General features: G+C 49.9%; 8 protein-coding genes. 1 reads left to right on the top strand and 7 read right to left on the bottom strand.

What is annotated here, in order from left to right:
• The 7 genes from Q0R17_RS12680 to Q0R17_RS12650 all read right to left on the bottom strand — a co-directional run.
• A partial coding sequence (locus Q0R17_RS12680) for a glutamine synthetase beta-grasp domain-containing protein (RefSeq protein ID WP_293935663.1) occupies positions 1–924 on the bottom strand: 924 nt, incomplete at its 3' end.
• An 851-nt stretch (positions 925–1,775) separates the two neighbouring features.
• Positions 1,776–4,046, bottom strand: coding sequence for a TonB-dependent receptor domain-containing protein (locus Q0R17_RS12675; RefSeq protein WP_293935662.1), 2,271 nt, complete (start codon positions 4,044–4,046; stop codon positions 1,776–1,778).
• 465 nt (positions 4,047–4,511) lie between these two features.
• A complete protein-coding gene (locus Q0R17_RS12670; protein WP_293935661.1) occupies positions 4,512–6,632 on the bottom strand; it encodes a S9 family peptidase in 2,121 nt (706 codons plus the stop codon).
• Between the two features lie 53 nt (positions 6,633–6,685).
• Positions 6,686–7,450 (bottom strand): energy transducer TonB, encoded by a 765-nt coding sequence (locus Q0R17_RS12665; protein WP_293935660.1) that lies wholly within the window; start codon positions 7,448–7,450, stop codon positions 6,686–6,688.
• Positions 7,450–7,866, bottom strand: coding sequence for a TonB system transport protein ExbD (exbD, locus tag Q0R17_RS12660; protein ID WP_293935659.1), 417 nt, complete (start codon positions 7,864–7,866; stop codon positions 7,450–7,452). Before exbD ends, Q0R17_RS12665 begins: the two co-directional genes overlap by 1 nt.
• Before the next feature lie 3 nt (positions 7,867–7,869).
• Positions 7,870–8,697: a tonB-system energizer ExbB gene (gene exbB / locus Q0R17_RS12655; RefSeq protein WP_293935658.1), complete on the bottom strand. Its 828-nt coding sequence runs from the start codon at positions 8,695–8,697 to the stop codon at positions 7,870–7,872.
• Positions 8,698–9,014: 317 nt separating this feature from the next.
• Positions 9,015–9,893 carry a ChaN family lipoprotein gene (locus tag Q0R17_RS12650; protein ID WP_293935657.1) on the bottom strand — a complete coding sequence of 293 codons (879 nt, stop codon included), beginning with the start codon at positions 9,891–9,893 and terminating at the stop codon, positions 9,015–9,017.
• Between the two features lie 531 nt (positions 9,894–10,424).
• Here Q0R17_RS12650 and Q0R17_RS12645 point away from each other — a divergent pair.
• Positions 10,425–12,673 (top strand): valine--tRNA ligase (locus Q0R17_RS12645; RefSeq protein ID WP_293935656.1); only part of this gene is annotated, 2,249 nt, incomplete at its 3' end.

Below are 12,673 nucleotides of genomic sequence, written 5' to 3'. Positions count from 1 at the left end.
AGCTTTAGCGTGCTTGATGATACCGCCGATGTAGAACAGGGCGAATTCGCTCAAACCTGCGTAGGCATTACCTGCAAACAAGTTTTTGCCGTCTTTCCAAACCGACTGGTGAACGTGCATACCGCTGCCGTTATCGCCAACAATAGGTTTTGGCATAAATGTGGCTGTTTTGCCGTATTGGTCTGCTACGTTGTGCACCACGTATTTCAGGATTTGAGTCCAGTCTGCACGTTGTACCAGTGTGCTGAATTTAGTACCAATTTCGTTCTGGCCCGCGTTCGCCACTTCGTGGTGGAACACTTCAACCGGTACGCCTAGCTCTTCCAAGATCAGTACCATTGTGGCACGGATATCTTGGTGGCTATCGACTGGAGGAACTGGGAAGTAGCCACCTTTCAGGCGAGGACGGTGGCCTTTATTACCGCCTTCCACTTTATTTGCTGTTGCCCAAGCGCCTTCGTCAGATTCAATTTTGTAGAAGCAGCCTGATAGGTCTGAGCCAAAACGGATGCCGTCAAAAATAAAGAATTCTGGTTCTGGACCAAAGTAAGCGGTGTCACCCAAGCCAGTGGCTTTCAGGTATTGCTCAGCGCGTTTGGCTACCGAGCGTGGATCACGGTCGTAACCCTTACCAGTATCTGGCTCTACCACGTCACATGTCATAAACAATGTTGGTTCATCGTAGAAAGGATCGATATTGGCGGTTGATGCGTCTGGCATCAGCAACATGTCAGATGCTTGAATGCCTTTCCAGCCAGCAATAGAAGAGCCGTCGAAAGCATGGCCCGTTGTGAACCATTCTTCGTCCACTACGTGCGAAGGAACAGTAACGTGCTGTTCTTTGCCCATAGTGTCGGTGAAACGCAAGTCAACGAATTTAAGGCCGTTTTCTTGGATAAGGTTGAGAACGTCGGCTACCGCCATCTTGAATTCTCCAAATTTTAATTGCATGAAGGTGAAAGGACAAAGCATCTGGCTTTGCGGAATTAAGATTTCATTCAGCAATAACCATGCCAACATAAAGAGCGTGTGATTCTATTGTGCCATAAACCTAAGGGCTGCTGAGGTTTGATTCTGCGTAGCTGCGCTTCAAACGTCAACAAGCTGGCACTAAGCTTAAGGGCTCGCTCACCTAGGGTAATTACTTACGCACCATTATGGTGACTAAAATACACTGTGCGAGCTTTTTTGGTGCGGTGCTAGTGGCGTTTTTGCAGTAGTCTCGCTCATCTGCCGAATACGAAAAATGCTTGCAAGCCGGAAGGGGGCCATATACGGGTGCAACCCGCGTTTTTTAACATCGTTCGCAATTAGATTAGATCTAAGTTGATAGGCTTGGGTTTAAGCCCCGCCACAAGTGGAGGTAAAACTCAAGAAACTGGAGTTGAAAATGGCTAAAATAGCAAAAAATAGCAAAATTTAGCCCACGTTCTTCTTTGTGTTTCAATATTTGGGTTTTTACTGCGTAAGATCAGTTTCTAATTAACTGATCTTACGCAGTAAAATCAAAAAGTGCGTAGTCCACGAAAAACACCAAAAGCACGAACAAATGCCTTATTACCCTTGCTCTTTGATTGATCTAAACAATCCCATTTAAAATAAAATCATGATGTATAAGCTCAAACCATACATCATGATAAAAAAAACTGAAAAGGTCATTTATATTTGAGCTGTTTTTTTCGTGCATTTAGTGTTTTTCGTGGGTAAATAGTCTTTGTGCGTAACATCAGTAATTAAAAAATGCCTGAAACCAATAGATTGGTTTCAGGCATTTTTTACATCCTAAATTCAGCACCCACCAAATAAGTGCGGCCACGTGCCGTGTTGGCGGGTGATTCTCCGCTTGATTGCGATGGATTTGAATTTAGGCGGTTTAATGCTTCGGAATAATCCCTATTCATTAAGTTTTGTACGGTAAAGCGCAGCGAGATATTTTTATTGATTTCATAGCTGCTGTATAAGTCGATAATTACTGGGTTTTTAGCATTTTTTTCTTTCTCTAAATCGCCAGTTTCTTCGTTCAGATTATGTTCGGTGGAGATTTTTTTATTTGCGCCGGTATATTTAAAAATCCCGCCAATAATGAGTTTTTTATCGAGTAAGCGAGTGCCTGCATCGAGATTATAAAAAACGCTTGGCAAGTCATTGATATCGTCTGCGCCAAATACACCGCTGGCGATTGATGTTGGCTGATCTGTTTTTTCACGGCTGAAAGAGAAGCGGGCATAGGCAAAGCCTGCATCATAATTGGCTTCTAATTCAAAACCACGGCTGTGGACAGGGGTGAGTGAGTTAACGTAGATGTTCATATTGAAATTGGCATCAATATCTTCGTTATTTTTAAGCGCATCCGACATCAGGCATTTCACGCCATTGCTACAAAGCGCAAATGATTTACCATAGATGTAATTATCAATTTCACTATGGAAGTAGCTCGCTTTAAAGAAAAACGCATCTTCTTTGAAGATCAGATTACTGGCTTTTGAATTAAAGCCCAGCTGGAAGGTTTCGGCTCCTTCTGCTTTTAAATAAGGATTCATTGATGCGCCGCCTTCATTAGAAAAGAAGACTTCCTGTGGATTAGGGCCACGCAGGGTTTTGGCATAGCTGGCAAAAGGCTGGAACCACGGGTGGATGACCGCAGATAGCAGAATGCTAGGCAGCAGCGCTTCCTCTTTTAAGGAGATATCCACCGCTTTTTGTGGAAGGCATTGTACGCGATCATCGCAAGCAGGTTTAAAGCCGCTTAAATCATATTTAATATAATTTAAGCCCAGATTGAGCTGAAAAATACCCTGATTTATTTCTAGACTGGAATAAAGCCCAGAAATTTTCTGCTGGCCAGAAGGGGAAAATGGGTTGTTTTCTATGGCATCTTTTCTATTTTTTTCTTCCTCTTCTTTGTCCACGCCTGTTAACTGGCTTTCAAGTCTTTTATCGTAGCGATTATTCATCAGCTTGCCGCCATAATTGAGTGCAATATCTGCACCGGCTAAGCTAAAGCGGCTGGTGTTGTTGATATCAATAGCATTAGAAATGCTATCGGTATCGGTATTTTTAAAGCTAAATAATGCATCCGGCATGTATTTCTGATTGCCACGGCTGGTGCTGGCCATGATGTTTAAATCAATCAGCTCGGAATAAGGGGTGTAATGATATTTAAGGTAGGCATCATGGGCTTCAATATCACGTTTGGTATAGCGGTTTTGATAGCGGCGGCCAGATAATTCAAAGCTATGGAAATTATCGAGTTTGATATCGAGCTTTAGCAATTGCGACTTAGGGTTTTGCTCGTAGGATTTATTATATCCCACGCCAAATTCTGCGCTGTCTGTGCCATTGCCATTGGTGTAATTGCCGCCGATTGAGCTACTGCTGATGGCTGCCATGATGCCCACGCTGCCGCTCTCGCCAAATGCTTTGCTCTTACCCGCCACTGCCAGCATGCCACTGCGGCCCAAGCCATTATTGCCTACCGAAAATTTACTTCTTACGCCGACCGATTCGCCCGCAAAAATCACATCATCCACGCCGATGGTTCTGAAGTTAGCGCTGCCTGCTAATGCATTAATGCCGCCAGACCCTAGCTCGCTGCCGCGTGTGACATCCACACCCACAATAAAATTAGGGTCGATTAAAGCGCCAAATTGGTTGGTGGGCGTGCCACCATGTGAAACCTCGGAAGGGGCGCTGCCGTAGTAGTTTTGGCTCACGCCGTCCACCATGGTATTTACGCGGCCAAAGCCACTCATGCCACGGATATTCACGCTGACTGCACCTTGGCCCGGATCGATTTGGGTATAGGTGCCGGGCATGCTGCGCACGATTTGATCTATGGGTTCAAGCTTGCTGTTTTCGCCACGGCTGCTGGTCGAGCCGGGTTTTTCTAGCGCTTCTTGCTCAGGATTGATCGCCGTTGCAGAAATATTCAGCGGATTAAACACCACACTGCCGTCGCTGGCGAGAGGGGCTTCTGCTGCACGGGCTTGTTGGCCGACGATCAGCATGCTGATGGCAATGGCCAGAACCATGATCTTAATTTTCATTTCTTCCTCTTTTTATAAATACACAGCCTGTGGCTGGCTTATTGCAAATCTGTGAGTTGGTTTTATTAGTAACTGATGTTACGCAGCGGTCTTCTTTGCAGTGCCTTCGGCACGCTGATTTAGGTGCGGCATCCGCGCGAAGTATTTGATTTCTGAACGGCCAGAAATCCTAGTACGCAAAACCGCAACCTCAAAAGCACGAAGGCCCTGCGGATAATCGGCTCGGCGAAAAAGGCTGCTCGGGAGCAAGTCCGCTACCCCTTTTCCGAAACCCCGATCCGCTTATTCCTCGTATCGCGGCTTCAAGGGGTGATTGAAGCCGCGTGCCACTAGCTGCGATACGAGTCCATATTTCAAAGGTTTAAAAATACTTAAAACTTACAAAACAACTTAATTTAAGCCGTTTTTTCCTCCGTGAAACTCCGTGTGTGTCCTCCGTGGTTCAGGATTTGGGTTTTGTATTTGCTACGGCGCTAAGGCACGCTGTGCTTCTGCGTCCAGATGCAAAATAAAGCTGTATTCCATTGCGCTATTTTTAAGCTTGCCCAGTTGGCCTGATTTGCCGCCGTGGCCGGCGTTCATATCGGTAGAGAGCAGCAGCATGGAATCGCCCTGTTTAAGCGCGCGCAGTTTGGCTACCCATTTGGCGGGTTCCCAGTACTGCACTTGTGAGTCGTGCAAGCCACTAGTCACCAGCAGATGGGGGTAGGGCTGGGCGCTTACGTTGTCGTAAGGGCTGTAGGATTTGATACGCTGGTAATCCGCTTTGAGCTGTGGGTTGCCCCATTCTTCGTATTCACCCACCGTTAGCGGCAGGCTAGGGTCGAGCATGGTGGTCAGCACATCCACAAAGGGCACTTGAGCAACTACAGCATTAAAAAGCTTGGGCGCTTGATTGATGCTGGCCGCAACCAGCAGGCCACCGGCGCTGCTGCCCATGGCGTATACGCGCCCCGGTTGGCCAAAGCCTGCTTTAACTAAGCCTTGGGTGCTGTCGATAAAATCATTAAAGCTATTTTGTTTATTGGCCAGTTTGCCCTGTTGATACCAAGCTTGGCCCAGCTCACCACCGCCCCTGACATGGGCAATGGCAAATACAAAGCCGCGATCCAGCAGGCTTAGCCTTGCTGAGCTAAACGAGGCATCCATGCTCATGCCGTAAGCGCCATAGCCGTAAACCAGTAGCGGATTTTTGCCCAGCTTGAATAGCGATTTTTTATACACCAGCGAGACCGGCACTTTGACGCCATCCCGCGCGCTCAGCCATAGCCGCTCGCTGCGGTAATCCTGTGGCTGAAAGGCCTTAATTTGCTGCTGCTTTAATAGGCTGCGCTCACCATTTTGCAAATTCCAAGCAAAAGTAGAGGTGGGCGTGGTCATGGATGAGTAGCGGTATTGCAGCGTGCTGCTGTTTGGGTCTGGATTATTGCCCAGCCACGCCATATAGCTTGGATCGTCGAAGCTGAGCTCACGCTGCAATTTGCCATCCCAGCTCAGCTGGCGAATGCGCGATAAGCCCTGATGGCGCTCTTTCGTAATCAACGCGCTGCGAAATACGGCAAAGCTTTCTAGTTCGCGCTCTTTATCGGGGGCGATCAGTACTTGCCAAGGCGCTTTGGCCGATGCGGTTTGATAAAGGCCAAACTGCGGGCTTTGATGATTGGCGCGCAGGTAAAACTGGCCGCGATAATGATCCAAATAATATTCGCGCCCTGTTTGGCGGGCGGCGAATAGCTCGGGAGCAGCGGCAGGCTGATCGGCATGGATTAGCCGCACTTCAGAAGTGGAGGTGCTATTGCTGGTGAGCAGGATGTATTGGCGGGAAGACGAGGTTGAGAGGCTTAAATAAAAGCCCTCGTCGTTTTCCTGATAAACCAGTTGGTCGCTGCTGGGCGCGCTGCCGTATTGGTGGCGATACAGCTGCCAAGGGCGCAGGGTTTGCGGGTGATTGCGCACATAAAACAAAGATTTGCCATCGTTTGCCCAAGCCATATTGCCCGAGGTGTTTTCGATCATCTCTTCATTGCCGCCGCTGAGATTCTGGATGGTAATGCGGTATTGGCGTCGTCCTGCGTAATCTTCGGCAATGGCCATCAACGGGCTGTGGCGGCTGATTTCCATGCCTGCCATGCGGTAATAGCGCTGGCCAGCGGCGCGTAAATTGGCATCCAGCAAGACTTCCCACTCGCTATTGGCCTGTTGTTTTTTCCTCTGGTAAACAGCGTGTTCCTTACCGGAAATCAATTGCTCGCGGTATTGATAGCCATCCAGCGTGTAAGGCAGGGATTGATCCTGCTGATTAATTCGCCCTGCCATTTCCTGATAGAGGGTTTCGCGCAGCGCTGCCGCAGGTTCCAGCATCGCTTCGGTATAGCGATTTTCTGCATTTAGATAATCCAGCACCTTAGGTGCCTTGCGTTGATCATCACGCAACCAGCCATAGTTATCCACACGTTGCTCGCCATGCGCTTGCAAGGTTTGCGGGATTTGCTCGGCCTTGGGCGGGCTAAGCGCGCTAGCGGTCTGTTGGATCAATAAAGCAGCAAGCAGGCTGGCCTGCAGCCAGCGCGAGGAGGGCAGATTCATGGGTTTTCCAAGATGGGGATGCCCGCTGGTTTTTGCCAGCGGGCGGGCTGGATTTAATTTTCTATATCAAAACGAACCGGTAGCGTGATAACGATGGGGATTTGCTTTGGTGGCAGGGGCAGCGGCTGGGCGCGCTCTAAAATTTGCAACGCTTCACGGTCTAGAATCAGTGCGCCTGATGAGGCAATCAGCTGCTTATTCAGGACTTTTCCCTCCGCCGTTATGGTGAGTTTTATCCACGCTGCGCCCGCCTGTTTACGCAGCCTAGCATCGCCTGGATAACGCCGGTATTTGCCTAGGTGGCTCAACACCTGGCTTTGCCAGTTAAGGCTGGCCGCGCTGTTTGATGGCGAATCGCTATTAAACGGGGCAGCAGTTTGGGCCGATTGAACGGCTGCTGGTGCAGGGGCTGCACTGCTGTTGGCGGCTGCTGCCGTGGGTGGCGTTTCGCTGGGCGGCGTTTTATCGGGCACAGGTTTTTGATCGGCAGCAGGCGTGGGCGCAGTATGCGTTTTCTCTGCTGCAGCAATAATCACTGGCGCTTCTGCTCTCGCCAAAGAGGGCAATTTTTCTGGTTTGGCACTATTGGGCTTGGCGGGTTTTACCGCGACCGATTGCTGTGCGCCAACCGCCTGCTGCTGCTTGGTGGCCGATGAGCTGATTTGCGGAGCCATCACCAGCATAACGGCTGCAGCGGGCATGGGGCTGGCGAGCATGGCTACAGGCTGGCGCAGCAGCATAAAGAGCAGCATCAGATAGACCGATGAAACCAATAAAATGCCGGTACGCCAGCGCATGGGCTGAGGGGCTGTGTGCATTACTCGGCCTCACGCCCAACCAGACCTACTTTTAAGTAGCCTGCTTTGCGCAGCGCATCCATCACGGCGAGTACATCTTGGTATTGCGCTTGTTTATCGGCCTGAAAAAACAGCGTGGTTTGCTTATCTGCACCGGTTTGGCTATCAAGCTGCCCGGCAAGCTGGGCGAGCGAAACCGCTTGCTCGGCAAGGTAAAGGTTTTTATCGGCTTTAAGTGAAATAAACACCGGTTTTTCTGGCCGAGGCTCGGGCGCAGCACTGGCCGCTGGTAAGTCGATTTTGAGATCGACCGTAGCCAGTGGCGATACCACCATAAAAATAATCAGCAGCACCAGCATCACATCAATAAAGGGCGTGACATTGATCTCGTGCACTTCGCTGATTTCATCGTTTTCAGAAGCAAAGAAAGCACTCATGGCTTAATCCTTTGCCTTGGATGAGCTGCCGATTTCCAGGCGCTGTGGCACATCCAGATCGCGGCTTAGCATCAGCAAAATTTGTGCAGAAGCGTCTTTCAGTAGCGCTTTGTAATGATTAATGCCACGGCTGAACAGGTTATAAATAATTACGGCGGGGATCGCCGCTACCAGCCCGGCCGCCGTGGCGAGCAGTGCTTCGGCGATACCCGGTGCTACGGTGGCAAGATTGGTGCTTTTGCTGGCTGCAATGCCGATAAAGCTATTCATAATTCCCCACACCGTACCAAACAGGCCTACAAAAGGCGCGACTGAGCCGATGGTGGCCAAGAGGCCAATGCCTTGCGTCATTTGGCGGGCTTTTTGCGCCATGATTTGTTCCTGGCGAAATCCAGCCCGCTCTTTTAAGGTTTGCGTGGCAGCGCCTTGGTGGGAAAGCGCTAGTTCTTCCTGCACATCGTTCAGTAAAAGTTGTGCCAAAGCTTGCTTAGGCGCAGCGGCCGTGCGGGCGATGGCATCGGCTAAAGAAACTGATTGCCTGAGCAAGGCAATGGCGCGATCAGCTTCTTTGCGAGCATAAAACAGCGCCGAGCCTTTAACTAAAAGCACCACCCAAGTGGCGAGCGAGGCCAAAATTAGCCCGATCAATACGCTTTTAACCACATGGTCGGCAGCATAAAACATCCCAAGTGGCGACATATCCGCAGGCAGCAAGGCCGTGAGTGGCGCGCTGGCCGGAGTGGCAGCCATTGCGGTGTGGCTGAGCAACAAGGCGGCAATACAGGCGATGCTTTTGTGTGAGGCGGGTACTGGGGTTCGCTTAATAATCATATCGTTTTATGCTTATGGAATGGTTGGTAAAAGCCAAGGATGTAGGGGCTTAAAGTGCCTGCTGCCAAGATTACATATACGTGTAGGGCGGGTTTCATCCGCCCTAAGCCCCTAAGTATCTACACAACTTTAGGCTTCACTTCAGTGCTGCAGCTTCCCCCTTTGTTAAAGGGGGATTGAGGGGGATTTGCCTTTGAATTAGCTGCTGCCTTTTTGTAATGATATGCAGTGCCAAATCCCCTCTAGCCCCCCTTTTACAAAGGGGGGAACAAATGCATCAAACTTATGCCCTAAGTTTTCTGCCTACCGTGCCGCGATCAGTGCTTAGGCACGATGCAAAAGCATGCTTTATTAGCGGCAAGCGGGGTGAGCCATACATAGTCTGCGTGGGCGAGTGCAATTTCAGCGCCTTGTTCGGCCAGCATTAAGACCGTTACTGGCTGCGTGGGGGCTAAATCTTGGGCATGCAGCGGCACGCCTACATCTTTAGCAGCGTGGTAGCCGCCAGCCATCAGTAGGGCAGGGGTGGGGGCGGCCAAGAGGCGCTCGGCCATGCGGCGGTCACGCTGCTGCTGTACCGCAATCATGGATAATAATTGCGGTGTTTCAATTTGATTGTCGTGCATTTCACGCACAATGGTTTCAAGCTTAGCCCTTACTGTGGCTTGGCCTGAGCGCTCGCCTGCCAGTAGTGGCTTGTTGCGATAAATGGCCTGCATTTCGGGTTTGTCTAGGTTGGCCGATAGCAGCGGATAAGGCGCATGCATCAGGCCCACGGCTAAATCACCGTATAAATCCCAATCCCATCCTCCTTGCCAATTGAGCAGCTCGGCGATGCGCTCTGATCGCACCACGGGATTACCTTGCAGCCACGCTTTTACTTTATCGACCTTGCTTTGTTGATCTGGATTCAGCATCTCTAGCAGCACACTGCCTTGCGGGCGTTGCTTGGCTAGGCTTTGCGCCAGCCACAGCTCGATTTGATGATGGTAGCGATTGTCGTGTTGCTCGCCCACAACGATGCGTTGCTGCGATGCCAGCTTGTTGAGCAGTTGCTTAGGAGATAAAACATTGCCAGTTTTTAAATCAATAATTTTGCCCAGCTGAGCCATATCAGCCACTAAGGAGGGATTAGCAGGAGGAAGCGAGGCGCAGCTGATTAAAAACAGGCTGCAAAGGGAGAGCAATACTTTCATGACAGGGTGTGCTTTATTTGATGAGCTGAGGGGTGTTTTTTGCAGAAAATAGTGATGGTTTCAGCATATTGTATTCTTAATGATTATCATTTTCAATCTTGATTGATAATCAATCTCACAATCAAATGACAATAGCTACAGAATAGACTCTGTCTATGAAGGAGCTTCTGCTTGCCTTGATAGGGTCTAAACCTTGAACATAGCGTCAAACGAGGGCACAGAAAACACATAGAAAACCAGTAAACTCCTTGTTTTTATTTGTGAAACTCTGGGTTTACGGTGGTTCAAGATTTTGGGTGTTGTTTGTAAGCTGAAGCCGCCCAGAGAATCGCTTTACGTGTGTGTGGGGCCTGGAAAGAACGGCTAGCCAATAGCAAACTGCGGGCTGAGCGTAGAAAATCATCGCAAAGATTGCTATAGGAGGGCTAAAAATCATTTTTTAAGGTAGTAATCCGCGTGCAGATTCGCTCAGCAAGCGGCGCTTAAGGCTATAATCGCGGGTTAATCTATGAACGACTGAGCCCTTTTCCCATGAGCACTACGCCTAAAGAACTCGCAAAAAGTTTCGAACCCGCTGAGATCGAAAGCCGCTACTACCCAGAATGGGAAAAAGCTGGTTACTTTCAGCCGAATATGCAAGCTGCAGAATCGTTCTGCATTCAGCTGCCACCACCGAATGTGACGGGCACCTTGCATATGGGCCACGCCTTCAATCAAACGATTATGGATGGCTTAACTCGCTACCATCGTATGAAGGGTGAAAATACCCTGTGGCAGCCCGGTACCGATCACGCGGGTATTGCCACGCAAATCGTGGTGGAGCGCCAGCTGGATGCGCAAGGCATTAGCCGCCATGAATTAGGCCGCGAGAAATTCGTAGAAAAAATCTGGGAATGGAAAAAAGAATCCGGTGCCACCATCACCCAGCAAATGCGCCGCATGGGCGCATCGGTGGATTGGAAGCGCGAATACTTCACCATGGACGAGCAGTGCTCGGGCTCGGTGACCGAAGTATTCGTTAGCCTGTTTGAGCAGGGCCTGATTTACCGTGGCAAGCGTTTATCTAATTGGGATCCAAAATTAGGCACGGCCATCTCTGACCTCGAAGTGGTTTCCGAGGAAGAAGAAGGCCATATGTGGCATATCAAATATCCCGTGGTGGGCAGCGATGAATTTATCGTGGTGGCCACCACCCGCCCTGAAACCCTACTGGGCGACGTGGCCGTAGCGGTTAACCCAGATGACGAGCGCTTTAAGCATCTAGTGGGTAAAACACTGCAATTACCGCTAACCAAGCGTGAAATCCCCGTGATTGCGGATGATTATGTGGACGCGGCCTTCGGTACTGGTTTTGTAAAAATCACTCCTGCACATGATTTTAACGATTACCAAGTGGGTAAGCGCCATAACACCCAGCTGATTAATGTAATGAGCTTGGAAGCGACGATTCTGCCTAAGGCGCAGGTATTTAGCTTTGATGGCGATGCACTGGGCAGTATTGATCTGCCTGCTGCCTACGCTGGCATGACCGCCCCTGATGCGCGTAAAGCCATGCTGGCCGATCTGGATGCGCAGGGCTTATTGCTAGAGACCAAAAAACACAAGCTGATGGTGCCACGCGGTGATCGTACTGGTTCGGTGATCGAGCCTTTGCTGACCGACCAGTGGTTTATGGCCATGAGTAAGGCGGATGAAACCGGCCAGAGCATTACCGAAAAAGCCTTGCAAGCTGTGGCGGATGGCGAAGTTAAGTTTGTGCCAGAAAACTGGGTGAACACTTACAACCAGTGGCTGAACAATATTCAAGACTGGTGCATTAGTCGTCAGCTATGGTGGGGTCATCAGATTCCGGCTTGGTACGATGAAGATGGCAAGGTTTATGTAGCACGCAATCAGGCCGAAGCAGAATCACAAGCACCGGGTAAAACACTGCGCCGCGATGTGGACGTACTCGATACTTGGTTTAGCTCGGCACTGGTGCCGTTCTCTACCTTGGGCTGGAAGCCGGGCCAGAGCACGCCAGAGCTGGATGCCTTTTTGCCATCATCGGTGTTGGTCACCGGCTTTGACATTATTTTCTTCTGGGTTGCCCGGATGATTATGATGACCAAGCACTTCACCGGTAAAGTGCCGTTTAAGCATGTGTATATCCACGGCTTGGTGCGGGATGGTGAAGGCCAGAAGATGTCTAAATCGGAAGGCAATGTGCTTGATCCAGTTGATCTGATCGACGGGATTGATTTAGAAACGCTGCTGGAAAAACGCACCTCTGGCCTGCGTCGCCCAGAAACTGCACCTAAAGTAGCGGCTAAAACCAAGAAAGAATTCCCAGAAGGCATTCCGGCTTTTGGTACTGATGCACTGCGCTTTACCTTTGCATCGCTGGCCACTCTTGGCCGCAGTATTAATTTTGATCAGCATCGCTGCGAAGGCTATCGCAACTTTTGCAATAAGTTGTGGAACGCCACCCGCTATGTGCTGATGAATGTGGAAGGCAAAGACGTAGGCCAAGATGAATCGTTGCCGCTGCAATACAGTTTTGCGGATCAATGGATGATAGGCCGCTTGCAGCAAGCTGAGCATGATGTATCGGTTGCGCTAGATACCTTCCGCTTCGATCTGGCCGCGCAAGGCATTTATGAGTTTGTTTGGAACGATTACTGCGATTGGTATATCGAGCTAGCCAAAGTGCAATTGCAATCGGGCAATGAAGCAGAGCAGCGCGCCACCCGCCGCACCTTGGTGCGCGTGCTAGAAGCCACACTGCGTATGGCTCACCC

Origin of the sequence: Iodobacter sp. (assembly GCF_025352645.1) — a bacterium.
Taxonomy (GTDB): Bacteria; Pseudomonadota; Gammaproteobacteria; order Burkholderiales; family Chitinibacteraceae; genus Iodobacter.
This window is presented reverse-complemented; position numbering and strand designations above follow the sequence as displayed.